General features: G+C 67.4%; 25 protein-coding genes, 1 tRNA gene and 1 pseudogene. 13 read left to right on the top strand and 14 right to left on the bottom strand.

What is annotated here, in order from left to right:
* Positions 1-35: 35 nt before the first annotated feature.
* The 7 genes from ABQF13_RS23415 to aceE all read right to left on the bottom strand — a co-directional run bounded on the left by ABQF13_RS23415 (position 36) and on the right by aceE (position 9,621).
* On the bottom strand, positions 36-1,457 hold the full coding sequence (locus ABQF13_RS23415) for an acyl-CoA carboxylase subunit beta (protein ID WP_448395190.1): 1,422 nt from the start codon (positions 1,455-1,457) through the stop codon (positions 36-38).
* Positions 1,458-1,510: 53 nt separating this feature from the next.
* Entirely contained in the window at positions 1,511-2,782 is a 1,272-nt protein-coding gene (gene kasB, locus ABQF13_RS23410) for a 3-oxoacyl-ACP synthase KasB (protein ID WP_448395189.1), read from the bottom strand.
* Positions 2,783-2,809: 27 nt separating this feature from the next.
* Positions 2,810-4,060 (bottom strand): 3-oxoacyl-ACP synthase KasA, encoded by a 1,251-nt coding sequence (kasA, locus tag ABQF13_RS23405; protein WP_448395188.1) that lies wholly within the window; start codon positions 4,058-4,060, stop codon positions 2,810-2,812.
* A complete protein-coding gene (acpM, locus tag ABQF13_RS23400; protein ID WP_069404904.1) occupies positions 4,057-4,356 on the bottom strand; it encodes a meromycolate extension acyl carrier protein AcpM in 300 nt (99 codons plus the stop codon). Before acpM ends, kasA begins: the two co-directional genes overlap by 4 nt.
* Positions 4,357-4,446: 90 nt before the next feature.
* Positions 4,447-5,370, bottom strand: a complete 924-nt coding sequence (locus ABQF13_RS23395) for an ACP S-malonyltransferase (protein WP_448395187.1) — start codon at positions 5,368-5,370, stop codon at positions 4,447-4,449.
* Between the two features lie 136 nt (positions 5,371-5,506).
* Positions 5,507-6,784 carry a PucR family transcriptional regulator gene (locus tag ABQF13_RS23390; protein ID WP_448395186.1) on the bottom strand — a complete coding sequence of 426 codons (1,278 nt, stop codon included), beginning with the start codon at positions 6,782-6,784 and terminating at the stop codon, positions 5,507-5,509.
* Positions 6,785-6,831: 47 nt separating this feature from the next.
* A complete protein-coding gene (gene aceE / locus ABQF13_RS23385; RefSeq protein WP_448395185.1) occupies positions 6,832-9,621 on the bottom strand; it encodes a pyruvate dehydrogenase (acetyl-transferring), homodimeric type in 2,790 nt (929 codons plus the stop codon).
* Between the two features lie 158 nt (positions 9,622-9,779).
* On the opposite strand from aceE, the gene ABQF13_RS23380 reads away from it, so the two are divergent.
* The 4 genes from ABQF13_RS23380 (at position 9,780) to ABQF13_RS23365 (ending at position 11,480) form a co-directional block, all read left to right on the top strand.
* Entirely contained in the window at positions 9,780-10,355 is a 576-nt protein-coding gene (locus tag ABQF13_RS23380) for an Rv2240c family protein (protein ID WP_448395184.1), read from the top strand.
* A 115-nt stretch (positions 10,356-10,470) separates the two neighbouring features.
* Entirely contained in the window at positions 10,471-10,896 is a 426-nt protein-coding gene (locus ABQF13_RS23375; RefSeq protein WP_448395183.1) for a DUF3052 domain-containing protein, read from the top strand.
* Positions 10,897-10,898: 2 nt separating this feature from the next.
* Positions 10,899-11,363, top strand: coding sequence for a peroxiredoxin (locus ABQF13_RS23370; RefSeq protein WP_448395182.1), 465 nt, complete (start codon positions 10,899-10,901; stop codon positions 11,361-11,363).
* 42 nt (positions 11,364-11,405) lie between these two features.
* Positions 11,406-11,480: transfer RNA gene (locus ABQF13_RS23365), tRNA-Val, on the top strand.
* Between the two features lie 13 nt (positions 11,481-11,493).
* Here the strand turns inward: ABQF13_RS23365 and ABQF13_RS23360 are convergent.
* Together ABQF13_RS23360 and ABQF13_RS23355 are read right to left on the bottom strand one after the other, a co-directional pair.
* Positions 11,494-13,266: a M4 family metallopeptidase gene (locus ABQF13_RS23360; protein WP_448395181.1), complete on the bottom strand. Its 1,773-nt coding sequence runs from the start codon at positions 13,264-13,266 to the stop codon at positions 11,494-11,496.
* Positions 13,267-13,381: 115 nt separating this feature from the next.
* Positions 13,382-14,209: an oxygenase MpaB family protein gene (locus ABQF13_RS23355; RefSeq protein WP_448395180.1), complete on the bottom strand. Its 828-nt coding sequence runs from the start codon at positions 14,207-14,209 to the stop codon at positions 13,382-13,384.
* Between the two features lie 36 nt (positions 14,210-14,245).
* Here ABQF13_RS23355 and ABQF13_RS23350 point away from each other — a divergent pair, with 36 nt between their 5' ends.
* Complete coding sequence (locus ABQF13_RS23350; protein ID WP_448395179.1) at positions 14,246-15,202, top strand: cobalamin biosynthesis protein; 957 nt, start codon at positions 14,246-14,248, stop codon at positions 15,200-15,202.
* Here ABQF13_RS23350 and ABQF13_RS23345 read toward each other — a convergent pair.
* From ABQF13_RS23345 to ABQF13_RS23335, 3 genes are read right to left on the bottom strand one after another with little or no spacing between them, the layout of a single operon-like run.
* Complete coding sequence (locus ABQF13_RS23345; RefSeq protein WP_448395178.1) at positions 15,184-16,011, bottom strand: SURF1 family cytochrome oxidase biogenesis protein; 828 nt, start codon at positions 16,009-16,011, stop codon at positions 15,184-15,186. The genes ABQF13_RS23350 and ABQF13_RS23345 overlap by 19 nt on opposite strands.
* Positions 16,011-16,505: a low molecular weight protein-tyrosine-phosphatase gene (locus ABQF13_RS23340; protein WP_448395177.1), complete on the bottom strand. Its 495-nt coding sequence runs from the start codon at positions 16,503-16,505 to the stop codon at positions 16,011-16,013. The genes ABQF13_RS23345 and ABQF13_RS23340 overlap by 1 nt, the downstream gene beginning before the upstream one ends.
* Positions 16,498-17,169, bottom strand: a complete 672-nt coding sequence (locus tag ABQF13_RS23335) for an HAD-IA family hydrolase (protein ID WP_448395236.1) — start codon at positions 17,167-17,169, stop codon at positions 16,498-16,500. Before ABQF13_RS23335 ends, ABQF13_RS23340 begins: the two co-directional genes overlap by 8 nt.
* A gap of 136 nt (positions 17,170-17,305) precedes the next feature.
* On the opposite strand from ABQF13_RS23335, the gene cobC reads away from it, so the two are divergent.
* Genes cobC through ABQF13_RS23315 form a run of 4 tightly spaced genes read left to right on the top strand, consistent with a single transcriptional unit; the run spans position 17,306 to position 21,219 of the window.
* The gene (gene cobC, locus ABQF13_RS23330; RefSeq protein ID WP_448395235.1) at positions 17,306-18,268 is read left to right on the top strand and encodes an Rv2231c family histidinol phosphate aminotransferase CobC; all 963 of its coding nucleotides are present in this window, start codon (positions 17,306-17,308) and stop codon (positions 18,266-18,268) included.
* On the top strand, positions 18,265-19,398 hold the full coding sequence (locus ABQF13_RS23325) for a Nif3-like dinuclear metal center hexameric protein (protein WP_448395176.1): 1,134 nt from the start codon (positions 18,265-18,267) through the stop codon (positions 19,396-19,398). The genes cobC and ABQF13_RS23325 overlap by 4 nt, the downstream gene beginning before the upstream one ends.
* Entirely contained in the window at positions 19,388-20,125 is a 738-nt protein-coding gene (locus tag ABQF13_RS23320; RefSeq protein WP_448395175.1) for a zinc ribbon domain-containing protein, read from the top strand. Before ABQF13_RS23325 ends, ABQF13_RS23320 begins: the two co-directional genes overlap by 11 nt.
* Entirely contained in the window at positions 20,122-21,219 is a 1,098-nt protein-coding gene (locus ABQF13_RS23315; protein WP_448395174.1) for a bifunctional RNase H/acid phosphatase, read from the top strand. Before ABQF13_RS23320 ends, ABQF13_RS23315 begins: the two co-directional genes overlap by 4 nt.
* Here ABQF13_RS23315 and ABQF13_RS23310 read toward each other — a convergent pair.
* The gene (locus ABQF13_RS23310) at positions 21,208-21,780 is read right to left on the bottom strand and encodes a type II toxin-antitoxin system RelB family anti-toxin (protein WP_448395173.1); all 573 of its coding nucleotides are present in this window, start codon (positions 21,778-21,780) and stop codon (positions 21,208-21,210) included. The genes ABQF13_RS23315 and ABQF13_RS23310 overlap by 12 nt on opposite strands.
* Positions 21,781-21,827: 47 nt before the next feature.
* Between ABQF13_RS23310 and ABQF13_RS23305 the strand changes: the two genes are divergently transcribed.
* Positions 21,828-22,784, top strand: coding sequence for an NAD(P)/FAD-dependent oxidoreductase (locus ABQF13_RS23305; protein ID WP_448395172.1), 957 nt, complete (start codon positions 21,828-21,830; stop codon positions 22,782-22,784).
* Positions 22,771-23,406, top strand: a complete 636-nt coding sequence (locus ABQF13_RS23300; protein WP_448395171.1) for an SAM-dependent methyltransferase — start codon at positions 22,771-22,773, stop codon at positions 23,404-23,406. Before ABQF13_RS23305 ends, ABQF13_RS23300 begins: the two co-directional genes overlap by 14 nt.
* Here the strand turns inward: ABQF13_RS23300 and map are convergent.
* Positions 23,372-24,081, bottom strand: a pseudogene (gene map, locus ABQF13_RS23295) (type I methionyl aminopeptidase). The gene ABQF13_RS23300 and the pseudogene map sit on opposite strands and share 35 nt — an antisense overlap.
* A gap of 94 nt (positions 24,082-24,175) precedes the next feature.
* Between map and ABQF13_RS23290 the strand changes: the two are divergent.
* Positions 24,176-24,433 (top strand): helix-turn-helix domain-containing protein, encoded by a 258-nt coding sequence (locus tag ABQF13_RS23290; protein WP_448395170.1) that lies wholly within the window; start codon positions 24,176-24,178, stop codon positions 24,431-24,433.
* Between the two features lie 62 nt (positions 24,434-24,495).
* The gene (locus ABQF13_RS23285) at positions 24,496-25,182 is read left to right on the top strand and encodes an envelope biogenesis lipoprotein LpqN (protein WP_448395169.1); all 687 of its coding nucleotides are present in this window, start codon (positions 24,496-24,498) and stop codon (positions 25,180-25,182) included.
* Positions 25,183-25,634: the final 452 nt, after the last annotated feature.

Genomic DNA, 25,634 nt, shown 5'->3' with positions numbered 1-25,634 from the left:
CCCTCAGCGGACGTAGGCGCGCCGAAATCGCTGCTCTACAGCGGGATGTTCTTGTGCCGGCCGCGGCGTGTGGGGGCTTCGGCCAACGCCTGCGTCAACTTGCTGCGGGTCCGGGCCGGGTCGATCTTCTCGTCGACGACGCCGATCTCGATCGCCGAATCCACACCACCGGCGATCCGCTCGTGCTCGGCGGCCAACTCCTCGTGCAGCGCCTCGCGCTCATCCTCAGGTGCGGCGGCCAACTTCTTCTTGTGCAGGATGCCGACCGCGGCCTTCGCGCCCATCACCGCGACCTCCGCGTCGGGCCAGGCGAACACCTTCGTCGCGCCCAGCGACCGTGAGTTCATCGCGATGTAGGCGCCGCCGTAGATCTTTCGCGTCACCAGCGTGACCCGCGGAACCGAGCACTCGCCGAACGCGTGCAGCAGCTTCGCGCCGCGCCGCACGACACCGCCCCACTCCTGATCCACACCGGGCAGGTAGCCGGGCACGTCGACCACGTTGACGATCGGGATGCCGAACGCGTCGCACAGCCGCACGAAACGGGCCGCCTTCTCCGCGCTCTCGGAGTTCAGGCAGCCGCCGAGGCGCAGCGGGTTGTTGGCGATCACGCCGACCGTGCGGCCCGATAGCCGGCCCAGACCGATGACGATCGACGGCGCCCACTTGCCCTGGAACTCGTCGAACGGCGCATCGTCATCCAACAGCGCCTCGACGATCGGGTGCACGTCGTAGGCGCGCCGCGGGGAGTCGGGCAGCAGCGCGTGCAGGTCGATGTCGCCGGCTTCGGCCTTGGCGCGGTCGAAATGACCCTGCTGGCAGAACAATCCGACGAGCCGGCGGCCGCGCTCGTAGGCATCGAGCTCATCGTCGGCGACGATATGGCACACACCGGACTTCTTGTGGTGGGTGTCGGGGCCGCCCAGCGACGCCATGTCGACGTCCTCGCCCGTGACGCTGCGGACCACGTCGGGGCCGGTGACGAACACGCGGCCCTCCTGCGCCATGATGACGACGTCGGTCAGCGCGGGCCCGTAGGCCGCGCCGCCGGCCGCGAAGCCGACGACGATCGAGATCTGCGGGATGTAGCCCGAGGCCCGGATCATCGCCTCGAAGACCAGGCCGACCGCGTGCAGTGCCTTGACGCCCTCGGCGAGCCGGGCGCCACCGGAGTGCCAGATGCCGACGATCGGGCTCTGCTCCGCGATGGCGGTGTCATAGGCGTTGACGATGTGGGTGCAGCCCTCCATGCCCATGGCGCCACCCATCACGGTGCCGTCGGTGCAGAAGGCCACGGTGCGCACACCGTTGACCTCGCCCGCGGCGGCCAGCACACCGGAGCGGTCGCGTTCGTGCAGCAGCTCAACGGTGCCGTCGTCGAAGAACGTGCTCAGCCGCAACAGCGGATCACGTGGGTCCAACGATTCGCCGACCGCCTCTGGCGCCATAATCGTCATCGAAACCTCCTGTAGCGCAGCGGATGTCGGCATGCGCCCTCGAGTTGTAGTTGTCAGTACTTCCCGAAGGCGAGCGCGACGTTGTGCCCACCGAATCCGAACGAGTTGTTGATCGCGTACTTGTAATTTCCGGGCCGAGCGCCACCTGCAACGACATCCAGGTCGATCTCGGGGTCTTGGTTCTTCAGGTTCAGCGTCGGCGGGATGATGCCGTCGCGCAACGCCAACACGGTGAGGATGGACTCCACCGCGCCGACCGCGCCGACCGAGTGGCCAAGCGCCGACTTGGGTGCGTACACCGCGGGCCGGTGCGAGCCCAGCGCGTTGTTGATCGCCACCCCCTCGGCGACGTCACCGACCGAGGTGCCGGTGGCGTGCGCGTTGACGTGGTCGACGTCGGTCGGGGACAGACCGGCCAGCTGGATCGCGCGGGTCATCGCGTGGCCGGCCTGCTCACCGTTGGGGTCCGGCGCGACCATGTGGTAGCCGTCGGATGTGACGCTGGCGCCCATGATGCGGGCCAGGATCCGCGCCCCGCGGGCCTTGGCGTGCTCCTCGGTCTCGATGACCAACAGCGCGCCGCCCTCACCGAACACGAAACCGTTGCGGTCCTTGTCGAACGGACGGCAGGCGCCCGGCGGGTCGTCGTTGGTGTTGGACAGCACGATGCGCATCTGAGCGAAACCGGCGATCGGCACCGCCTCGATCTTGGATTCGACGCCACCGCAAATCGCGATGTCGGCTTCCCCGAGAACGATGTTGCGCCACGCGTGCGCAATACCTTCGGATCCGGACGCGCACGCCGAAACCGGCGTGACGACACCGGCTTTGGCGCCGCGTTCCAAGCCCACCGCGGCGGCAGGGGAGTTGGGCATGTACTTCTGCACCGCCAGCGGCGACACCGCCCGCATCCCCTTGGCGCGCATGTCGTCGTAGGCGAAGACGAGCTCTTCGGCCGAACCCATGCCCGTGCCGATCGACACCATCAACCGCCTGGTGTCGACCTCGGGTGAGCCGGCGTGTTCCCACGCCCGTCGGCTCAGCACCGTGGACATCTTCTGCAGATACGACAGCCGACGCAGTTCGACCTTGGTCAACTCGGAGTCGAAATCCTCGAGCAGGTGGCCGCCGATACGCACCGGAAGGTCGTACTGTTCGACGAAGGGATCCTCGAGCTTACGGATCCCGCTTCGCCCTTCCAGCAACGCCTTCCAGGTGCCCTCGGCGTCGGTCGCCACGGACGTCGTCATCGCGATGCCGGTGACGACGACGTCGGGGAATCCTGCCCCCGTGGAAAGCCGAGCTAACCGTTCCTGCCCTGCCATTGCAGCTCCGAATGTTCCTTTCGTAGCTCAGTAGCGCCCGAATGCCAGGGCGACATTGTGCCCACCGAACCCGAACGAGTTGTTGATGGCGTACTGGTAGTCGCCATATCGAGGCTCGCCCGCAACGACATCGAGATCGACCTCGGGATCAGGGGTTTCGTAGTTGAGCGTCGGCGGGATGACGCCGTCGCGCAGCGTGAGCACGGTCAACAACGACTCCAGCGCGCCGACCGCCCCGATGGAGTGGCCGAGCGCCGACTTAGGCGCGTACACCGCAGCGTGTTCGACGCCCGCGACGCGGATCGCGTTGGCCTCGGCGATGTCGCCGATCGACGTGGCCGTGGCGTGGGCGTTGACATGCTGAATGTCCTTGGGCTCCAGGCCCGCGGTCTCCATCGCACGCTTCATCGCGTGCCCGGCCCGCAGCCCGTCAGAAGCCGGCGCCACCATGTGGAACGCATCCGAGGTGATGCCCGCGCCCAACAGCCTGGCCAGCGGCTTGGCACCGCGCGCCTTGGCGTGCTCTTCGGTCTCGATGACCATCATCGCGCCGGCTTCGCCGAACACGAACCCGTCGCGGTTCTTGTCGAAGGGCCGCGACGCACCCGCGGGGTCGTCGTTGTTGGTCGACATCGCGCGCATCATCGAGAACGCCGCGATCGGCAGCGCCTCGATGCCACCCTCGACACCGCCGACGACGGCGATGTCGGCGTCACCCATGACGATCTGGCGCCAGCCGTGGGCGATGGCCTCCGAGCCGGATGAGCAGGCCGACACCGGGGTGATCACCCCGGCGCGGGCGCCCAGTTGCAGCCCGACGACCGCAGCCGCACCGTTGGGCATGATCATCTGAACGGCCAGCGGCGACACCTTGCGGGGGCCGCCCTCGTTCATCGCGTCGTAGGTTTCGACGATCTTCTCGCCGCCGCCCAGACCCGTGCCGATGACCACGGTGAAGCGGTCCGGGTCGACCTCGGGGCTACCCGCGGTCTCCCACAGTTGGCCGCTGAGCAGCTTGGCCATCCGCTGGACGTAGGACATCCGGCGCATATCGAGCCGGCTCATCTGCGGGTCGATCGGCTCCTTGAGGTGTCCACCGATTCTGACCTGGAGGTCCCACTTCGTGACGAACTCGTCTTCGAGTATGCGGATTCCGCTCTCGCCTGCCAGCAGACCCTTCCACGTGCTCTCGATGTCCGCCGCGATCGACGTCGTCGCCGTTACGGCGGTTACCACAACATTGGGGAAACCGCCGTTAGCAGTGGAAGGTCTGGTCACTTGTTATCCGCGATCTGCGCCCGAATGGCCGCAGCGGCCTCGGGGTTCTCTTCCTCGAGCTTCTGGATGTAGGCGACCACGTCACCGACGGTGCGCAGGCCGGCCAGATCCTCGTCGGGGATCTTCACGCCGTACTTGTCCTCGGTCTGAACGGCGATCTCGACCATCGACAGCGAGTCGATGTCCAGGTCGTCGACGAACGACTTCTCCGGGGTGACCTCGGACGGCTCGATGCCGGTGACCTCTTCGATGATCTCGGCGAGACCGGCAATGATTTCTTCTTGCGTAGCGGGCACGGTGGCTCCTTCTAATTGGTTGGTACTGCTTCTTTTTGTTGAACGTGCGGTATGCGGTTGTACTTTCCGGCGAGCCGGAAACGGCGCCCGTCAGAGCTCTGCAAGCCCGTCCAGGTCAGCGGGGGATTTGACGGCGCGCGTCGGCACTCCCCGAAGTTCGCGTTTGGCGATGCCGGCCAGCGTCCCGGCGGGTGGGAACTCGACGATGGCCGTGACGTGCTTGTCCCGCATGGTCGCGGTGCACAGATCCCACCGCACCGGGCGGGTCATCTGCGCCACCAACTTGGTCATCGCATCGGCGGCCGAGGTCACCGGCTGACCGTCGGCGTTCGACAATAGCGTCGTGTTCGGCTCGCCGGTCGTTACACCTTCGGCCGCGGCGGCGTAACCGTCGAGCGCCGAGGCCATGTACTGGGTGTGGAAGGCGCCCGCGGTGGCCAGCTTGCGCACGCGCGCCTTTTCCGGCGGATCCTCGACCAGCTTGTCGAGTGCGGCCACCGCGCCGGCGGCCACGATTTGCCCCGCAGCGTTGCGGTTGGCCGGGACCAGGTCGAGGGCCTCGAGACGCGCGAGCACCTCGGTCTCGTCACCGCCGAGCACCGCGGCCATACCGGTCGGCTCGAGCGCGCAGGCCTTGGCCATTTCGGCGCCGCGGGTGGCGGCCAGCTTGACCGCGTCGTCGGCGGAGATGACGCCGGCGATGGCGTAGGCGGCGATCTCGCCGACCGAATGGCCGGCCACCAGGCTGTCCCGGCCCGCGAGCAGCCCGCGTTTGGCCAGTTCCTCATGGGCCAACAGCGTCGCGGCCACGACCAGCGGCTGGGTCACCGCGGTGTCGGTAATCTCCTCAGCGGTCGCGGTGGTGCCCAGGCGGGCCAGGTCGAGACCGCTGATCTCTGACCACGCCGCAATGCGCTCGACAGCACCCGGCAGCTCGAGCCATTCGGCGAGCATGCCGGGAGTTTGGGAGCCCTGTCCGGGCGCAAGCAAGGCAAGCGCAGTTCTATGAGGCACGAATTAAGAAAACACTGTGAAGACGGGTTTGCGCGGTGTAAGAGATTATGAACCTCGTCTTAGGTTTTTGTGGAACCTCCACAAAAACGCATGTGATGCGACTCCATCGATATCGGTTCGCGACCCACCGCTTCGCTTAATGGCCCGTCGACGATGCCGGACGCAACACGGGGCGCACCACGACAGGGGTGTTTGGCGTGCTCGATTGGTATGTCTGGCGGCCGAGCCTGCCCAAGCTCGAGGCCACGCGGAGCACATACGCATCACGCGGGACGGTGGGGTCGCGCCCGGTGAAGTCGCCGATCCGTTTGAGCCGGTAGCGGACGGTATTTGGATGAACGAACAATTTGCGAGCGCACGCTTCGATAGCACCCCCGGAGTCCAGATACGCCTCCAGGGTCTCGGTCAGCGCAGGCCCCGCGTCGGACAGCGGCCGCAGAACCTCGGTCTCCAACGCCGCGATCGCCGTCGCGTCGCCGAGCAACGCGCGCTCGGGCAGCAGTTCGCGGGCGGCGACGGGCCGCGGCGCACCGGTCCAGCCCGCGACGGCGTTCATTCCGGCGATCGCCTCGGTGGCGCTGCGATGGGCCGCGCTCAAGGTGGGCGCGGTCGGCCCGACCACCACGGGTCCCTCGGCGAACACCGACACCACCTCGGTGAGGAACCGGTCGGTCGGCGACAGCGCGCCGGAGACGATGGCGACCAGCCAGGCGCCGTGGACGTCGGAGAGCGCCGCGCGGCCGTTGCGGCTGACGATGTCGTGGATGTCGTCGCTGGCCAGGTCGATGCGGTCGGGTTGGGGCAGTCCCACGATGACGGTCGCCGGCGCGGTGGCGTCCCAGTTGAGCGCGGCGGCCTGCGACTGCAGCTCGGGTCCGGTGTCCCCGCGGACGACGGCGTCGACGACGTTGGCCTCCATCCGGGTGTCCCATGCGCCGCGGGCCTCGGCCTGATCGGCGTAGGCGCTGGCCGCGGCGAATGCGAGATCACGGCTGTAGCGCAGGATTCCGGCGGTAAGCGCGGTCAGCTGCTCCTCGGAACGCGCCAGTAGCGGCACCGCCTCTTCGAAGAACTCCATGGTGGTGCGCACCATCTCAACCGACTGACGCAGCGCGATTCGCCGCCGCAGATCCTGGGGGACCACCTCGAACGCCTCGGCGGTGTAGCTGACGTTGCTCTGCGGATTGCGCATCCACTCGACGAAGTTGACGATCGCGGTCTGCACCACCAACTGGACGCTGGCCCGCTGCGACGCCTCGAGCTCGGCGAAGAACGGCAGCCGTTCTTCCAACGCGCGTACCGCTTGTGTGGACAGCCGGCCCGAATACTGCTGCAACCGGCGCAGCACCGAGTCGGGCACCGTCTCGAGCACCTCGACGGTGGACTTCGGCGGAACGTACCGATTGTCGGGCACCTATAAAGGCTACGCCAAACCTATGGAGGTTTCCTCCAAGGCGCCTTTCAGGCCACCCCGGGGTCCGAGGTCTGCTCGGGCGCGGCCAGCACATCGTCGATCTGGTACCGGTTCGCGGCGTCGACGGCGACCGACATGTCGATGTTTCCGTCGCGGGCCAGACCCTCGAGCACCGCGACGGCGATCGACTCCGCGTCGGTGTTGAAGTAGCGGCGCGCGGCGGGACGGGTGTCGGAGAACCCATAGCCGTCGGTGCCCAGGGTGATGTAGGTGCCCGGCACCCACGGCCGGATCTGTTCGGGCACGCCGCGCATCCAGTCGCTGACCGCGACCACGGGCCCGGCTACGTCGGCGAGCGCCGCGGTGACATAAGGCGTTTCGGCCGGACGGTCGGGGTGGCGCAGCCGCTGCTTCTCGACCCGGATGCCGTCGCGGTTGAGCTCACCCCAGCTGGTGACCGACCAGACGTCGGCGGCGACGTCCCAGTCGTTGGCCAGCAGTTCGGCCGCGCGCAGGGCGTCGGGCATGGCGACACCCGAGGCGAGGATCTGCCCGACGTGCGACCGCTTCTCCGGCGCCGGGCGGTACCGGTAGATACCGCGCAGCAGGCCGTCGACGTCGAGATTCTCCGGTTCGGGTGGCTGCTTGTAGGGCTCGTTGTAGATGGTGATGTAGAAGAACACGTTCTCCTGGCTCTCGCCGTACATCCGCTCCAGGCCGCTTTCGATGATGTAGGCGATCTCGTAGGCGAACGCCGGGTCGTAGGCCACCACCGCGGGGTTCGTCGACGCCAGCAGCACCGAGTGCCCGTCCGCGTGCTGCAGACCCTCGCCGACCAGCGTGGTGCGCCCCGCCGTCGCGCCCAGCAGGAACCCGCGGGCCATCTGGTCACCGGCGGCCCACAGGTTGTCGCCGGTGCGCTGGAAGCCGAACATCGAATAGAAGATGTAGACCGGGATCATCGGCTCGTTGTGCGTCGAGTACGACGTGCCGGCCGCGATGAAGCTGCCCGACGATCCGGCCTCGTTGATACCCTCGTGCAGGATCTGGCCGACGTCGCTTTCCTTGTAGGCCAGCATCAACTCGGCGTCCACCGACGTGTACAGCTGCCCGTTGGGGTTGTAGATCTTGAGGTTGGGAAACCACGAGTCCATCCCGAACGTGCGGGCCTCGTCGGGGATGATCGGCACGATGCGCCAGCCGATCTCCCTGTCGCGCAACACTTCCTTGAACGTACGCACGGTGGCCATGGTGGTGGCCACCTCCTGGTTGCCCGACCCCTTCTTCAGGGATTTGTAGGTGTCGCGGCCAGGCAGGGTCAGCACCTTGCCCTTGGTGCGTCGCTCCGGGATGAACCCGCCCAGCGCGCGTCGGCGCTCGAGCAGATAGCGGATCTCTGGCGCTTCCGGCCCCGGGTGGTAGTACGGCGGCAGGTACGGGTCCGCTTCGAGTTGGTCGTCGCTGATGGGTACCCGCATCGCATCGCGGAAGTACTTGAGGTCTTCCAGCGCAAGCTTTTTCATCTGGTGAGTGGCGTTGCGGCCCTGGAAGTGGGCGCCCAGCGAGTAACCCTTGATGGTCTTGGCCAGGATGACCGTCGGTTGGCCCTTGTGATCCAACGCGGCGCGGTAGGCGGCGTAGACCTTGCGGTAGTCGTGGCCGCCGCGCTTGAGGTTCCAGATCTCCTGATCGGACAGGTGCTGCACCAATTGCTTGGTGCGAGGGTCGCGGTTGAAGAAGTGCTCACGCACATAGCCGCCGTCGTTGGCCTTGTAGGTCTGGTAGTCGCCGTCGGGGGTGACGTTCATCAGGTTCACCAGTGCGCCGTCCTTGTCGGCGTGCAGCAGCGCATCCCACTCGCGGCCCCACACCACCTTGATGACGTTCCAGCCCGCGCCGCGGAAGAACGACTCCAGTTCCTGGATGATCTTGCCGTTGCCGCGCACCGGGCCGTCCAGGCGCTGCAGGTTGCAGTTGACGACGAACGTCAGGTTGTCCAGGCCCTCCAGCGCCGCCACGTGGGCCAGCCCGCGGCTTTCCGGCTCGTCCATCTCACCGTCGCCCAGAAACGCCCACACGTGTTGGTCGGAGGTGTCCTTGATGCCGCGATTGTGCAGGTAGCGGTTGAAGCGGGCCTGGTAGATGGCGTTCATCGGGCCCAGCCCCATCGACACGGTGGGGAACTCCCAGAAGTCCGGCATCAGCCGCGGGTGCGGGTATGACGGCAGGCCACCGCCGGGATGGCTGTGTTCCTGCCGGAAACCGTCGAGGTCGTCTGCGGTCAGCCGGCCTTCCAGGAACGCACGGGCGTAGATGCCCGGCGAGGCGTGGCCCTGCACGAAGATGTGGTCCCCGCCGCCGGGATGCGATTTGCCCCGGAAAAGGTGGTTGAAGCCCACTTCGTACAGTGCCGCCGAGGACGCATATGTCGAAATATGGCCTCCCACACCGACTCCCGGCCGCTGCGCGCGATGCACCATGACGGCGGCGTTCCAGCGGATCCAGGTCCGGAAGCGGCGTTCGACCTCTTCGTCACCGGGGAACCACGGCTCGGATTCGGTGGGGATCGTGTTGACGTAGTCGGTGGACGTCAACGCCGGAATGGCAACGCGCTTCTCGCGGGAGCGCTCCAACAGGCGCAACATCAGGTAGCGGGCCCGTGCCGGTCCCGCGCGTTCCACCATCTGGTCGAACGACTCGAGCCATTCGCCGGTCTCTTCCGGATCGATGTCGGGCAGATACGACGCCACCCCTTCGCGGATCACCCGAACTCGGTCGGGTTCGGCTGGGGTGGTGGAGTTTTGGGCCAGGTCCTGGCGCGCGAACTCGGTGGTCAACTTCCGCTCCTTGTTAGGCGGTATAGGTGTTTACCGATGTGCGCAGATGTTTTCTGCGCGTCATCTATCTTCGTCCCATCCTGCCCCAGGCGCACCGCCGGGGGTGTGAACCGAATGAAGCGGCGGTCGCGGATTCGAACCGGTAACGTCTGCAGACCGTGCAGATCGGTGGGCTGTTGCAGCAGCGGCTGCGGATTGCCGCTCTGGCGTTGGGCAGCCTGGCTGCCGTCGCGATGGGCATCGTGGGCTGCAGCAGCGTCACCGAAGGCACCGCACGCGTCGACGCGGGCGAAGCGCCGGTCTACCGGGCGTCGGTGTCGGCCTCGATCGAAGAGTCGGTCTCGAGTTCACGCGCGCAGGAATCGGCGCGTCAGACGTCGCTGACCAGGGCGGCCGTCCGCTCCTCCTGCGAAGCGCTGAGCTCGAGCAGCGTCGATGCGGTCACCGCGGTCAACGACTACGTCGACGCGTTCAACCAGAACTCCGCCGACGTCATCGTCAAGACCGCACCGGCGATCGACGCACTCAACCACAGCGCCGACCTGGTCGCGCGCAGCGTGTCCGACCCGTTGACCCCGGAGTTGAAGGACGCGCTGCACGCGTGGGTGGACGCGGCAAGGGGTGTGGCCACCGCGATTGAGGGCAATTACGGGCCCGTCGAGTTCAACGCGGCGATCACCCGGCTCAACGATACGAAGACCTCGGCGCTGAACCTGTGCGATGCCGCATACTGACGCAATACGGTGCGGATTCGACGAAAGTGACGCCACGCGCCTGCAAACGCAGCCCGCCGTGCGACGATAGGTCGAATGCGCATGGCGCGCCCGAGTTGGCTGAAGGAGGACCACGGTGGTCGCGGCGGACAACGCCTCGAGCTACGCCCGCAGACTGGGCATCCAAAAAGATCAGGTTGTGCAGGAGTTGGGCTGGGACGAAGACACCGACGACGACATCCGGGCCGACATCGAAGAGGCGTGCGGTAGCGAGCTGCTCGATGAGGACGCCGATGAGGTCATCGATGTCGTGCTGCTGTGGTGGCGCAACGATGACGGCGACCTCGTGGACCGGTTGATGGACGCCATCACCCCGCTGGCCGACGACGGCGTCATCTGGGTGGTCACGCCCAAGACGGGTAAGCCTGGCCATGTGCAGCCTGCCGACATCGCCGAGTCCGCGCCCACGGCGGGGCTGATGCAGACGTCGTCGGCCAACCTCGGCAACTGGATCGCCACCCGGTTGGTGCAGCCGAAGTCCAAAGCCGCCGGTCGGAGGTGACGATGCTGGAGGTTGGCACCGAGGCGCCGGACTTCACGCTGAAAGACCAGAACGGTCAGTCCGTCACGCTGAGCAGCTTCCGGGGCGAAAAAGACGTGGTGCTGGTGTTCTTCCCGTTGGCGTTCACCGGCATCTGTCAGGGCGAACTGGACGAGATCCGGGATAACCTGCCCAAATACGAGAACGACGACACCGCGGTGTTGGCGATCTCCGTCGGCCCGCCGCCCACCCACAAGATCTGGGCGACGCAAAGCGGTTTCCTGTTCCCGGTGCTCTCGGACTTCTGGCCGCACGGCGCGGTGGCGCAGGCCTACGGCGTCTTCAACGACGACGCGGGTTTCCCCAACCGCGGCACGTTCGTGGTGGACCGTTCCGGCGTCATCCGGTTCGCCGAGATGAAGGAGCCGGGAGAGCCGCGTGACCAGTCGGTGTGGACCGAGGCGCTGACCTCGTTGCGGGCCGGCTGAATTTCCTGTCGCGCGAGGTCGGCGTGTAGCTTGCCTTCGCAGGGGCGCGTAGCTCAGTGGTAGAGCTCTGGTTTTACACACCAGCGGTCGGCGGTTCGATACCGTCCGCGCCCACCAGGTCTCGACGGGATCAGACCGCGATCGCCCCGACGGCATCGGGCACGGTGAGACCGACGTCGCTGTAGGCCCGCCGAACCGCGGCCAGTTCGTCGGCGTCGAACCCGAGCGCTTCGGCCTCGGCGACCACGGCTGTCGCCGCCTGGGTGAACGACGCACCCGGGGTGAGCCGGTACAGCGAGCCGTAGAACACCCGAGCCCAGACCTCATCTGACACGTCGGCGGTGTCGACGTCGGTCATCATCCGATACGCCGCGTGGCTGAAGATCGTGCTGTTGCGGTGCGCGCTGCCGCCTGGCACGAACTCGCTGAAATGCGCGGTGCCGCCCAACGATTGCGGATCGGCGAGGTTGCGGATCGCGCATCCGTGTGTCCGCGGTGACGCGCACCCGTAATCCTCGGCGATCAGCCATCGCTCCGGGCCGGCTTTGCCCTCGATCAGAGTGCCCAGGATGTCGGAGTAGGCCTCCTCCAGCGCCAATGACTGTGCGTCCTGGCCGAGAATCTCGCCGTGCCGGCCCTTGACGACGCTGTCGATGACGGCGTGGGTGTACTCGTGCCCGACGATGTCCAGCGCGCCTTCGAAGTCGTGTCCGAACACGAACACCTCGTGCGTCCGATACCAGTACGCATTGTTGAAGACATGGGAGATGACCGTGACGGCGACCGGCGCGCCGGTGTCGTCGAACGAGTGGTGTTCCAGCGTGCCGACATAGAAGTCGTACACCACGGCCATGTTGGCGTGCGCGGACACCGCCGACGGATCCCATCCCGACGCCAGCACCACGATGTCGCCGGGCGGGTCGACCGGATAGTGCACGTTGCCGGACAAATAGGTGACCGCGGTGTAGGTGGTGATCTCGCGGGTCGTATCGGTCAGGAAATGCTCGTCGAGCTCGGCGCTGTATCCGCCGGCGAACACGCGGGGCACGCCGTGCAGGTCGGCCGCGGTGTAGACGGTCGGGATGATCAGCGTGGTCACGTAGGTGGTGGTGGTCTGGAAGGCCGGAAGGCCGACGCGATCAAGGACATTGGCGACGCCGGTCTCGATGCGCCGGTACAGACCCCAGATCGCATCCAGTGCCGGGACCAACGGGTTGGGCGAGGAACCGGCGGCGTCCGGGTTGAACCCGAACAGGCCCAACACGCCCAGCGTCACGGTCCGGAACACGTTGGGGCGCACCGTGCGCTCGGTGATGACATCGACGACCAGCGTGACCGGCTCGGGGTCGGCCAGTGCGACGGGCTCGGCGTCGGTGACCTCGGCCCCGGTGACGACGGCCGAGTCGGTTTCGGTCGACGGCGGAGTCTCGTCGCTGTCCTCGGACGGGGCGGGCGGCACCGCCAGTGCGCGCGTCGTCGATGCGGCGGCCAGCGGCAGCGACGAGTCGCGACGCGCGGTTGCCGCCGGTTCGACGGCCTCGGCCGCCGGAGCCTCGGCCTCGGTTTCGAACTCCGTGTCGTCGTCGATGGGCTCAGTAGTGTCGTCGATGGGCTCGGTAGTGTCGTCGGACACGGCGGCCGACGCGGGCAGCGTGAGGGTCTCGGTGAGCGACTCGGCGTCGGGTACCTCTGCGACGTCCGGTGTCGCGGCCGCCTCATCGAAACCGGAGTCAGTGTCGGCGCCGGTGTCGGTGTCGGTGTTGGTGTCGCTGCTCGAGGTTCCGGTATCGGTCGAGTTGTCCGGTGCGGCCACTGCCACGCCCGGCCCGAACATCAGCGCTACGCTCAGCCCTGCCGTCGCCGCGCCGACGCGGACCCACCCACGGTGCTGCTCGTCGACCATCTTGCTTCCCCGCCCCTTCGACTGTCCGCCAGCAAAGACGGTAACACCGGGCGCAGGCCGGCGGGGCGATTGGCTGACGCGTTCGCTAATTTGCTGCAATGCGTTCCGTGCGGCGCTACACCACCCGGCGTCCGTTGCGCGCCCGCATCCGCATATCCCACAGGTACAGCTGGTAGCCCAGCAGCCACACCTCGCGCGGCACCACCCGATCCGTGATCCGAAGCAGGGTAAGCAGCTTTTCGAACCGGCGTTGCTGACCGGCCGTCCAGCGCAGCTGCATGTGCTCGCGGAACTCCGCGGGCAAAAACCCCGTCGTCGCGAATAGGTTGAACTTCCCGGCGAGCAACCGCAGCGGCGCGGGCAGCATCGCCATCGCCGCGACGCCGTGCAGGTGCTCGCGCACCGGCTCGTCGATGCGCAGTTCGTCCAACGACCGCTTCCAGTACTCCTCGAAGGCGGCCCGGTCCGGCGGCCACATGTCCGCGCCGACCTGCAGCGTCGTGCCGAGCTTTCTGGCGTCGCGGTACACGGCGTCCGCGGCGTCGTCGTCGAGCGGCCCGTACAGAAACTCGTGCTGGTCGACGTAGTAGCGGTACAGACAGGCCGCCACCCACAGCTGCAGCCGCGGGTCGAACGCCCGGTACGACACCGGACTTGATTTCGTCGACCGCACCATCGCATGCACACGGTCGACCTCCCGGCGGATCAACTCGCGGTCGGCCTTCGTGCCCATCGTCGCCACCGCCAGGTACGTCCCGGTCGTGCGTGCCCGTTTGAACGGACGCTTGTATACGTTGCCGCTGTCCACCGGGCTTTCCAACACCCCGTACCCCACCCCCGGCAGCGCCAATTGCATGATCACGTTCGCCGCAGGCAGCAATGCCGCCGCCGGATTGATCAGATCGATGACACGCGTCGGTCGCCGCGGTGGTCCCAGCCTCACGCCTTCGAGTGAACCACTTTGTGAGACGCTCCCGAAGTGTTTGCGTCGACGACATGGGGGCTCGCGGCGGGCTGTATCGCCGATCGGCTGCTGGCTGACCCGCGCCGTGGCCATCCGGTGGCGTTGTTCGGCCGCGGCGCAGCGGCTTTGGAGCGCACAACATATGCCGACTCCCGAACCGCCGGCACCCTTCACACCGGCGCGCTGCTGGGCATGCTCGGCGTACTGGGTTTGGCCGTCGACCGCGCAGGCGCGCGTCGGGGCCCGCTCGGCCGCGCCGCGGTGACGGCGGCTGCGGTGTTCGTCGCGCTCGGCGGCACGTCGCTGACCCGCACCGGTCGCACCATGGCGGATCACCTGCAGGGCGGCGATCTGGATGCGGCCCGGCGGCTGCTGCCGTCGCTGTGCGGCCGTGACCCGGCCGTCCTCGACGCCTCCGGGCTGACCCGGGCGGCGTTGGAGTCGGTCGCCGAGAACACCTCCGACGCCCATGTCGCGCCGCTGTGGTGGGCCGCGATCGGCGGGGTGCCGGCGGTGCTGGTCTACCGTGGGGCCAACACGCTCGACGCCATGATCGGCAACCGGTCTGCTCGATATGCCCGGTTCGGTTGGGCGGCAGCGCGATTCGACGATCTGATCAACTACCAGGCCGCACGTGCGACGGCAGCGCTGGTCGCGGTGTGCGCGCCGGTGGTGGGCGGCTCACCCGTCGGCGCGGTGCGCAGTTGGCGGCGTGACGCGGCGCGGCATCCCAGCCCGAACGCGGGCGTGGTCGAGGCAGCGTTCGCCGGCGCGCTCGGCGTACAGTTGGGCGGTCCGACGCAGTACGCCTACGAGTTGGAGATCCGCCCGACGCTCGGGGAGGGCCCTGCGCCCCAGGTCAGCGACCTCGCGCGGGCGGTGCGGTTGTCGCGGGCCGTGCAGGTCGCCGCCGCAGGTATCGCGTTCGCGTTCAGCGCCGTCGGCCAGCGCGTTCAGCGCCGTCGGCCATAGCGGTCGGCGAGCTTGTCCTCCGTGCTGACGGGCGCATCCGGCGCTGCTGCCACAGCGTCGCGCACCTCCTTCTCCCGCCTGCGTTGCCGCACTTCGGCATACACGAAATAACCCAGCCCGATCGGGGCAATGATGCCGAACGTGATCCACTGGATGCCGTAGGACAGGAACGGTCCGGCATCCAGGTGCGGCAGAGCCAGTTCCCCGAGCCCGCCCGGCTGATCCCCGGTGAGCTGCAGGTACGAACCGGTCAACGGAACACCGGTGAGACGCGAGATCTGGTCGATATTGATCGAATACACCTGCTGCGTCCCGTCTTGACGCATGGGTTCCTTGCCGCGGGCCAACCCCTCGGAGTCACGCAACCGCGCGACGATCGTCACCTCGTCACCGGGAACCGGCGGGATCTCCGGCACCCCAGACGCCTCGACCGGCCGCACGTAGCCCCGGTTGACCAGCACGGTCGGGCCGTCGGCGACGGCGAAGGGCACCAACACCTCGAACGCCGGCTCGCCCTCGACCACCCGCAACCGCGCCAACACCTGTGCCTCGGGCAGATATCGTCCGGTGGCCGTGACCAGACGCCATTGCTCGTCGGGAGCCGCCGAATCCTGGTCCGGCAGAAGCGATGTCACCGGCACCGGATCGGCCTTCAACGACTGGGCAATCTGGGCGTTCTCGCGTGACGTCTGGGTGTTCTTGCCCAGTTGCCACGGCGCGAGCACCGTGAAGCACAGGTAAGCGAACGCGATCACCACGACGAACAACGCCAGCCACTGCGGCCGCAACAAAAACGCCCAGCGTCGCATCAGCTTGCGATCCCCCGAGCGGTCAGTTGTTCGTCCACCCACGCGTGCAGGCCCGGCAACGACGACTCGATCACGCGGAACACCTCTTCGAAGTCGTCATGGTCGCCGTAGTAGGGATCTTCCACGTCGAGGGCATGGGCACCCGAACGCGGATCGAACGAGCGCAACATCCGGATCCGCTCCTCGGGCACGCCGAGTTCTCTGAGGATGCGCACGTGGTTACGGCCCAGCGCGATGACCAGATCGGCCGACATGTGGTCGTCGTCGACCTGGGCGGCGCGATGCGCCGTCGGATAGCCGTGGTTGCGCAGCACATGGCTAGCCCGGCGGTCCGCCGGCGCACCCGCGTGCCAGCCGCCGGTCCCCGCGCTGGTCACCCGAACCGCCTCGGACACGCCGCGTTCGCTGATCTGGTGGGCGAACATCTTCTCCGCCATCGGCGACCGGCAGATGTTGCCGGAACAGACGAACGTCACGTGCAGCAGGTCAGACACCCAACACCTCGCGCAACTCGTCGACGTTGGAGACGTGGGCCCGCGCGGCCGGGCTCTCGGGGCCGTCGAAATCCCCGCGGCCGTAACCCCATCCGACCACCACGGTGTCGATGCCGTGTTCGGCGGCGCCTTCGACGTCGTGGGACCGGTCGCCGACCATCACGACACGCTCGGGCAGTGGGGTCAGTTGGGCCACCGCGTGCGCGACCACATCGGCCTTGGTCGCCCGGGAGCCGTCGACGCTGGCGCCGGCGATCACCTCGAAGTGGTCGTCGAGGCCGAAGTGGGCGAGGATGCGTTGCGCCGTCGGTTCGGCCTTGGAGGTGGCCACCGCCATGCGCACGCCGGCGGCCTGCAGATCGGCCAGCAGCGCGGGAATGCCGTCGAACACCCGGTTGATCGCCCACCCCCGGTTCCGGTAATCGGAGCGGTAGGCCGAGATCGCAGCGTCGGTCTGGTCGCCGAGACCCAGTTCCCGCAGCGTGTGGTGCATCGGCGGGCCCACCACCATGCTGGCCAGGTCTCCGTCGGGTACGACGGCGCCGACCGAGCCAAGCGCATGGCGGAAGCTCGAGACGATGCCCTTCGCCGAATCGGTCAGGGTCCCGTCGAGATCGAAGATCACCAGATGCGGGCGGGTCGCCGCAGCAGTGTGGTCCAACATGTCGGTCACGGCACCATTCTCCCCGATCACAGAAGTACGCTGCCCGGCGCACTAGGGTCGTGTTGTGGCGAGTCCATATCCGGGTGCGACGCGTGCGGGCGCCCGCTACCACGGCGATCAGGCCGCGGCCCCCGGCATGCTCGACTTCGCCGTCAACGTCCGCACCGACGAGCCTCCGACCTGGCTCGTTGACCGCCTGGCGGCTCGGTTGCCCGATCTCGGCCGCTATCCGAGCACCGCCGACGAGCAGCGCGCAGTCACCGCCGTCGCCGCTAGGCACGGGCGCAGCGCCGACGAGGTCGCGCTGCTTTCCGGGGCGGCCGAGGGATTTGCGCTATTAGCGAACCTGCGGCCGCGGCTGACCGCGCTGATCCAGCCGTCGTTCACCGGACCCGAAGCCGCGTTGGCCGCAGCCGGCCTGCCGTTCGAGCACGTCGTGCTCGCGCCGCCGTTTCACCTGTCCGACGGCCTGGTGCCCGACGAGGCCGACCTCGTCATCGTGGGCAACCCGACCAATCCCACGTCGGTGCTGCATACCCGCGAGCGGGTGCTGGCGCTGCGGCGCCCGGGCCGGATCCTCGTGGTCGACGAGGCGTTCGCCGACGCGGTCCCCGGCGAGCCGGCGTCGCTGGCAGGCCAGTCGCTGCCCGATGTGGTGGTGCTGCGCAGCCTGACCAAGACGTGGGCTTTGGCAGGGCTGCGGGTCGGCTATGCGTTGGGCGCGCCCGACGTGCTCGACCGGATGGCCGCACGACGGCCGCACTGGCCGCTGGGCACGCTGCAACTGGAGGCCATCACCGCGTGCAGCGCGCCGGAGGCGGTGGCTGAGGCGCAACGTGGGGCCCGCCGGCTGGTCGGGCTGCGCGCCGAGATGGTGACCGGCTTGGCTAGCATCGGCGTTGATGTCGTCGACGGATGCGCCCCGTTCGTCCTGGTCTCGGTCGGTGATGCAGCGTTGACGCGAAAACACCTGTACAGCAAAGGAATTGCCGTGCGCCGCTGTGACACGTTCGTCGGTTTGGATGGTCAGTACCTGCGCGTGGCGGTGCGTCCCGAATGGCCGGTGCTGGTCGACGCGATGGCTGAGGTGCTGCGGTGAGCGTGCGCCTGGCCGACATCATCGACGTGCTCGACGCGGCCTATCCGCCATCGTTGGCGCAGGACTGGGATTCGGTGGGTCTGGTGAGTGGTGATCCGGCCGAGTCGGTCGAGGCGGTCACCGTCGCGGTCGACGCGACCGCCGCCGTCGTCGCCGAGGTGCCCGAGGACGGCCTGCTGGTCGCGCACCACCCGCTGTTGCTGCGCGGGGTCGACACCGTGGCCGCCAGCACTGCCAAAGGCGCCCTGATTCACCAGATGATCCGGACCCGCCGGGCGCTGTTCACCGCGCACACCAACGCCGACGCGGCGTCACCGGGGGTCTCCGACGCGCTTGCGGAGGTGCTGGGCCTGACCGTCGAGCAGGTCCTCGCGCCCACCTCCACCGGGCCCGACCTGGACAAGTGGGTGGTGTTCGTCCCCGTCGACGATGCCGACGCGGTGCGCCTGGCGATGTTCGACGCCGGCGCCGGACGGATCGGCGATTACTCGCACTGCAGTTGGAGTGTGGCGGGCACCGGCCAGTTCCTGCCGCACGACGGCGCGTCGCCGGCGATCGGCAGCGTGGGCACCGTCGAACGCGTTTCCGAGGACCGGGTCGAGGTGATCGCGCCTGCCGCGCGTCGCGCCGACATCCTCGCCGCGCTGCGCTCAGCCCACCCCTATGAGGAGCCGGCGTTCGACATCTTCACCCTCGCGCCCATTCCGGGCAACGTCGGCCTGGGTCGGATCGGGGTGTTGCCGAAGCCGGAGCCGTTGTCGGCGTTCTTTTCTCGGGTGCGCGAGGCGCTGCCCGCCACGTCGTGGGGCATCCGCGCCTGCGGCGATTCAGACACGCAGGTGTCACGGGTGGCGGTGTGCGGGGGAGCGGGCGACTCGCTGCTCGACGTCGTCGCAGGCGCCGACGTGCAGGCCTATGTCACCTCCGATCTGCGCCATCACCCCGCCGACGAACACCAGCGCGCATCCGATGTGGCGCTCGTCGACGTGGCGCACTGGGCCAGTGAGTACCCCTGGTGCCGTCAGGCCGCAGCGCTGTTGCGTGACCAATTCGGCGACGCGCTCGCAGTGCGCGTGTCGGCGATCCGAACCGATCCGTGGAATGTCGAGAGAACGAGTCATGAAAGCTGAAGTAGCGCAACAACGTTCGTTGCTTGAATTGGCCGAGCTCGACGCCGGGCTGAACCGGATCGAGCACCGGGCCAAGAATCTGGCCGAGCAGCAGCGCCTCGAAGAGGTCCAGACGACGCTGCAGGAGGCCAACGACGCCCTCGCCGCGCTGCAGCTGGCGATCGACGACCTCGACGAGCAGATCGCAAAGTTCGAAACCGAGATCGACGGCGTGCGTCAGCGCGAGGACCGCGACCGCCGCCTGCTCGCCGACGGCAGCGTGGACGCCAAACAGCTCACCGAGTTGCAGCACGAGTTGCAGACGTTGGAGCGCCGGCAGACCGCGCTGGAGGACTCCCTGCTGGAAGTGATGGAACGGCGCGAAGAACTGCAGCGCGACCAGGCGGCCGCGCTGGCAAGGATCGATGAGCTGCAAAGCGAGCGAAGCGATGTGCAGAAAGCCTGCGACGACGCCCGCACCGAGATCGACCAGCAGCGCCACCAGAGCCTTTCGCGCCGAGACGAACTGCTCGCGCAGTTGGATCCCGATCTGGCCGCGTTGTACGAGCGCCAACGGGAGCGCAGCGGCTCGGGCGCCGGTCCTCTGCAGGGACGTCGTTGCGGCGCCTGCCGGATCGAGATCGACAAGGGTGAACTGGCACGCATTTCCGCCGCAGCAGAAGATGACGTGCTGCGCTGCCCGGAGTGCGGAGCGATCCTGTTGCGGCTCAACGGAACGAGCGCGTGAAGGTCATCGTCGAGGCCGACGGCGGGTCCCGCGGCAACCCCGGACCCGCGGGCTACGGAACGGTCGTGTGGTCGCAGGACCGCGCCACGATGCTCGCCGAAAGCAAGCAAGCGATCGGCCACGCCACCAACAACGTCGCCGAGTACCGGGGGCTGATCGCGGGTCTGGAGAAGGCTGCGGAACTCGGCGCTTCCGAGGTCGAGGTCCACATGGACTCCAAGCTGGTGGTCGAGCAGATGGCGGGCCGGTGGCGCGTCAAGCATCCTGATCTGGCGCCGCTACACCAGCAGGCCACGGCGCTGTCGACCCAGTTCGACCGCGTCAGCTACGAGTGGATTCCGCGGGCGAAAAATTCACACGCCGACCGGTTGGCCAACCAAGCGATGGATGCCGCCTCAGGAATCGAAAACCCTACGGCGCCAGCCAACGTCGCGACGCAGACGTCCCCGGCAGGTTGGACCGGTGCGCGCGGTGAGCCGACCCGGCTTCTGCTGCTTCGGCACGGCCAGACCGATTTCTCTGCGCAGCGACGCTATTCCGGGCGCGGCAACCCGGCGCTGACCCAGGCCGGGCGCCGGCAGGCCGAACTCGCCGCGCAGTACCTGGCGAACAAAGGCGGTGTCGACGCCGTCGTCACCTCGCCGCTGCAACGTGCGTACGACACCGCAGCGGCGGCGGCCAAAGCCCTCGGCCTCGATGTCGTCGTCGACGACGACCTGATCGAAACCGACTTCGGCGCGTGGGAAGGGCTGACGTTCGTCGAAGCGTCGCAGCGCGATCCGGAGCTTCACCGGCGATGGTTGCGGGACACCTCGGCGACACCGCCCGACGGGGAGAGCTTCGACAACGTGGCCCAACGCGTGCACCGCGCCCAGAACCGCCTCGTCGCCGAGAACGGCGGACAGACCCTGCTGGTGGTGTCGCATGTGACACCGATCAAGACGCTGCTGCGGATGGCGCTGGATGCCGGACCCAGCATCCTTTACCGGCTGCACCTGGATTTGGCGTCGTTGTCGATGGCCGAGTTCTATCCCGACGGTGCGGCATCCGTACGACTGGTCAACCAGACGGACTATCTGACCTCACTCGTGTAGGTGCAGACGTTCGCCGTGCAGGCCGAAGATGGTGATGGCTTCCACGGGTCCGTCGACCACGCCGAACCAGTGCGGTGTCCACGTCGAGAATTCCACTGCCTCACCGGGTTTGACTATGAAATCACGAGCACCCAGGATCAAGCGCAGCTCCCCGGATAGCACGTACATCCAATCCTGGCCTTCGTGCACGGGCAGTTCGTCGGGCGGTGTGCGGCGCCGCCCGCTGATCCGAATCTTGTAGGCGTGCAGGCCGCCCGCGGCCTGGCGGGTCAGCGGCCAGTATGTGATGTTGTGGTGGGTGTGAGAACTGGTCCGTACGCGCGGATCGGGCGCCTCGGGCTCGCGCAGTAGTTCGTCGGTACTCACCGAGAGCGCCGCGGCCAGGCGGGGGAGATGGTCGAGCGCCAACCGCCGCTTACCCGACTCCAGCCGGCTCAGCGTCGACACGTCGATATTGGACCGGGTAGCGACGTCTTCGAGTGTCAGCCCGTGCTGTGTCCGCAGTTCGCGCAGCCGGCGTCGTACCCGGACGTCGACGCTTTCCTCCACTTTTGCCTCCATAGCAAACGAGCTTGGCATTATGGCCGCAGGTCTGCAAGGTGGTTTTCATGGATACGACATGGGACTGCGTGATCGTGGGCGGCGGATCGGCCGGCCTGAGCGCCGGTTTGGTGCTTGGCCGGGCGCGTCGGCGCACGCTGTTGGTGGACGCCGGGTCTCAGAGCAATCTGCCCGCGCACGGAATTGGAGGCCTGCTGGGCCACGACGGACGCCCACCTGCTGAGCTGTACGCCATGGGCCGCGGTGAACTCTCGGCCTATCCGAGCGTCGAGCTTCGCGACGGTGAGGTCACCGCGGCACAGCGGGTCGACGACCAGTTCGTTGTGCAACTCGCTGACGGTCGACGCGAACGGGCGCGTCGGATACTGCTGGCCGGCGGCATGGACTATCGCCCACCCGATCTGCCCGGCCTGGCCCAACTGTGGGGACGATCGGTGTTCCACTGCCCGTTCTGCCACGGCTGGGAAGTGCGGGACCAGCCGTTGGCGGTGTTGGGGCGCGGGGAACGCGCGGTCCATTCGGCGCTGCTGCTGCACGGCTGGAGCGACGATATCGTGGTGCTGACCGACGGGCCCAGCGACCTCGACGACGCCGACCAGACTCGGCTGTCCGCGGCCGACGTCGGTGTCGACGAACGGCGGGTCGCCGAACTCGCCTCGGAGAACGGCGAATTGACAGCCGTCGTATTCACCGACGGATCCCGGCTGGCGCGCAGGGGCATGCTGGTGGCCACGACGCTTCATCAGCGCTCAGCGCTGGCTGAACAATTGGGCGTCGAATTCGGCGGCCCCACACCGATTTCTGTCGATCCCGTTGCGGTGGACGCGTTGTACCGCACCACCGCACCCGGTGTGTTCGCGGCGGGTGACCTGAGCGCACAGATGCCGCAAGTGGCCGCCGCGGTGGCAAGCGGTTCATTGGCGGCGGCTGCAGTGGTGCAAAGTCTTGTCGCCGACCAGCACGGTCTGGCTGTTCCAGGAGGGAGTCAACATGTCAACGCCTGACGCAAAAACCCATTGGGAAGAGCACTACGGCGAACGTAACCGGGTCTGGAGTGGACGGGCCAACGCCCGCCTCGTCGAGGTCGCTGAATCGCTAAAGCCCGGCCGAGCCCTGGATCTGGGCTGCGGTGAGGGTGGCGACGCGCTGTGGCTGGCTGAACGCGGTTGGCGCGTCGTAGGCGTCGATATCTCCGAAACCGCGCTGCAACGCGCGGTAGCCGACGCCGAGGAGCGGGGAGTCAGCGATCGCGTCGAGTTCCGTCAAGCCGACCTGCCGGAACAGTTTCCGGACGGCACATTCGATTTGGTGTCGGCGCAGTTCCTGCACTCCACGCTCCCGCTCGATCGTCCTCGGATCTTTCGACGGGCGGCTGATGCGATCCGCCCCGAGGGACTGCTGCTGATCGTCGACCACGGCGGCCCGCCGCCCTGGGCGTCGAAACTGCACCATCACCACGACTTCCCCAGCGCCAAAGAGGTGTTCGCATCGCTGAATCTGCCTGAGGCGCAGTGGGAGTCGCTACGGGTTGAATCGGCCGAGCGGGAGGCGTCGGGTCCCAGCGGCGAAACGGGCACGTTGGTCGACAACATCATCCTGCTGCGGCGACGCGCTTCCGACGCGTGAGGACGAGCGGTTGACCGTCGGTGATCGCGACGGTGTGTTCGCTGTGGGCGGTGCGCGATCCATCGGCTGATCGCAGGGTCCAACCGTCGGCGTCGTAGATGATCTTGTCGGTGCCGGCGGCGAACCACGGCTCGACGGCGAGCGTGAGGCCGGGACGCAGTTTGAGCCCACGGCCCGCGCGACCGACGTTGGGCACATGCGGATCTTCGTGCATGGTGCGGCCGAGCCCGTGGCCGCCGAAGTCGGTGTTCACGCGGTAGCCGTAATCTGCTGCCACGGAACCGATCGCCGCGGAGATGTCGCCCAACCGGTTTCCGGGCAGTGCCGCCGCGATACCCGCCGAGAGGGCCTGTTCGGTGGCCTCGATGAGTCGTTGGTCCTCGGGTCGGGAAGTGCCGACGATGATGCTGCGCGCGCAGTCGGTGACCCAGCCGTCGATGGATACCGCGATGTCCATGCTGAGCAGGTCACCGTCGGCCAGCACGTAATCGTGTGGCAGCCCGTGCAGCACAGCGTCGTTGACCGATAGGCCATCAGTGCTCGTGCGCGGTCTTCCAGCTCGAGCAGGTTGACGCCGGGGCGAGCGCGATCGGAGAGTTCGTCGAGCAGCTCGGCGAGGAAGGCGCCGGTGACGGCCATCGCTTCCACTTCGCGCGGTGTCTTCAACTCGACCATCGGCGGCCCTCCTCTGCAAGGTAAGCGGTATGAAAATACCAGCCTAGCGGGAGTGGCCGGTATTTTCATACCGGGGAGGCGGTAAGCTGGCCCCATGGTCCGTGTCCCGTTGACCGCAGAGCAGCTGGCCGCCGGCAAGCGCATCGGCGAGCGGCTCCGGCAGGCCCGCGGCGATCGCACCTTAGCGGAAGTGGCTGAGGCGGCGGCGATTTCACCGGAAACACTGCGCAAGATCGAGACGGGCCGGCTGCCGACGCCGGCGTTCACCACCATCGCGGCCCTGGCCCGCGTACTTCCGTTGTCGCTGGACGAGCTCGCCGATGTAGCCGCCGAACGGCGCCCCAGCCCTTAGGCTCACCTCGAGACTCTGGTTTCCCTTGTTTTGCCAAAGCGACCGTAGGAGATTGCGAGCCGATGAAGAAACCACCGATAGGGACGACGGCGGGACTTTTTGCCGTCACTCTGAGCCTTGGGCTCGTGGGCTGTGGTTCCAGCACCGACACCGCAGCCACGACGACGCCGACGTCGGCCGAAACCACTGCTGCTACAACCACAACGACTCCAGCAGCCGACGAGCCGGACACAATCAACGACTACATCGTCGAGAACGATATTGCCGAAACGCCGATCAAGCCTGGGGAGCCGGGAACCCCGAACGTCGATTTCCCGCTTCCGCCGCAATGGCGCGACGCCGGCGACGCGACGCCGGACTGGGCCTACGGTGCCATCCTCTACGACCATCCGACGGATCCCAACAATCCGCCCGATTTGTATGCGATTGCCTCCAAGCTCACCGGAGACGTCGACGCGGCGAAGATCCTCGAGCTCGCCCCTCAACAGCTGCGGGAGATGGCCGAATTCAAGCCATTGGGAGAACCGGAGAAAACTGCTTTGGGTGGCTTTGACGCCATTTCATTCGCCGGCACCTATATGAACGACGGTCAGGAGCGATTCGTCGCCCAAAAGACGGTCGTCATGCCGGCAGCCGATGGTCTTTTCGTCCTGCAGCTGAATGGCGACAGCCTCGCGAGCGAACAGAACGTGGTGCTCGACGCCGCGGATGTGATCAATGAACAGACGACCATCACCTTGCCGCAATGACCGCCGACCACCGAACCGACGCGGCGCGCTTTACCGATGGAGAAGCATCAATATGAAAATCCGAGCCACGGCTGCAGGGTTCCTGCTGGCCTCGGTGTGCAGTGCCGTGCTGATGGCATCGTCTCTGCTCACTGCGCCAGCCGCGCAAGCGCAGTGTACGGCTGGTGAGCAGTGGGATCCGCGCACCCGGATCTGCTGGCCGCATTCACAGGACACACTTGGCGTTACTGGGACGGGTGGCTGGTGTAAGCCGGGCAGGATCGGACTATGCATCGCGGCCTGGGAGAACTCGGTTCGCCCGGGGGCAGCGCTCGAGCCCACTCCTCCGCCGGGGCCTGCGCCGCGCTCGACTTGGCCTCGCGGCTGACCCCGGCTGCACTCGCCGACGCATCGATCTTGGCCGCAAATTCGTCGTAGGCCGCTGGCATGATCGAACGTATGTTCGCTTCGGG

This window comes from Mycolicibacterium sp. XJ879 (genome assembly GCF_053483935.1).
The sequence above is the reverse complement of the archived record's forward strand: the minus strand, read 5'-3'. Positions and strand labels throughout refer to the sequence as shown.

Coding starts and splice junctions, on each gene's coding strand:
- cobC (WP_448395235.1), top strand. CDS start 17,306: ATGCTCGACTTCGCCGTCAACGTCCGCACCGACGAGCCTCCGACCTGG.
- ABQF13_RS23290 (WP_448395170.1), top strand. CDS start 24,176: ATGGTCCGTGTCCCGTTGACCGCAGAGCAGCTGGCCGCCGGCAAGCGC.
- ABQF13_RS23335 (WP_448395236.1), bottom strand. CDS start 17,169: ATGTTGGACCACACTGCTGCGGCGACCCGCCCGCATCTGGTGATCTTC.
- ABQF13_RS23415 (WP_448395190.1), bottom strand. CDS start 1,457: ATGACGATTATGGCGCCAGAGGCGGTCGGCGAATCGTTGGACCCACGT.
- ABQF13_RS23285 (WP_448395169.1), top strand. CDS start 24,496: ATGAAGAAACCACCGATAGGGACGACGGCGGGACTTTTTGCCGTCACT.
- ABQF13_RS23370 (WP_448395182.1), top strand. CDS start 10,899: ATGCTGGAGGTTGGCACCGAGGCGCCGGACTTCACGCTGAAAGACCAG.
- ABQF13_RS23345 (WP_448395178.1), bottom strand. CDS start 16,011: ATGCGACGCTGGGCGTTTTTGTTGCGGCCGCAGTGGCTGGCGTTGTTC.
- ABQF13_RS23360 (WP_448395181.1), bottom strand. CDS start 13,266: ATGGTCGACGAGCAGCACCGTGGGTGGGTCCGCGTCGGCGCGGCGACG.
- ABQF13_RS23310 (WP_448395173.1), bottom strand. CDS start 21,780: ATGGAGGCAAAAGTGGAGGAAAGCGTCGACGTCCGGGTACGACGCCGG.
- ABQF13_RS23300 (WP_448395171.1), top strand. CDS start 22,771: ATGTCAACGCCTGACGCAAAAACCCATTGGGAAGAGCACTACGGCGAA.
- ABQF13_RS23305 (WP_448395172.1), top strand. CDS start 21,828: ATGGATACGACATGGGACTGCGTGATCGTGGGCGGCGGATCGGCCGGC.
- ABQF13_RS23320 (WP_448395175.1), top strand. CDS start 19,388: ATGAAAGCTGAAGTAGCGCAACAACGTTCGTTGCTTGAATTGGCCGAG.
- kasB (WP_448395189.1), bottom strand. CDS start 2,782: ATGGCAGGGCAGGAACGGTTAGCTCGGCTTTCCACGGGGGCAGGATTC.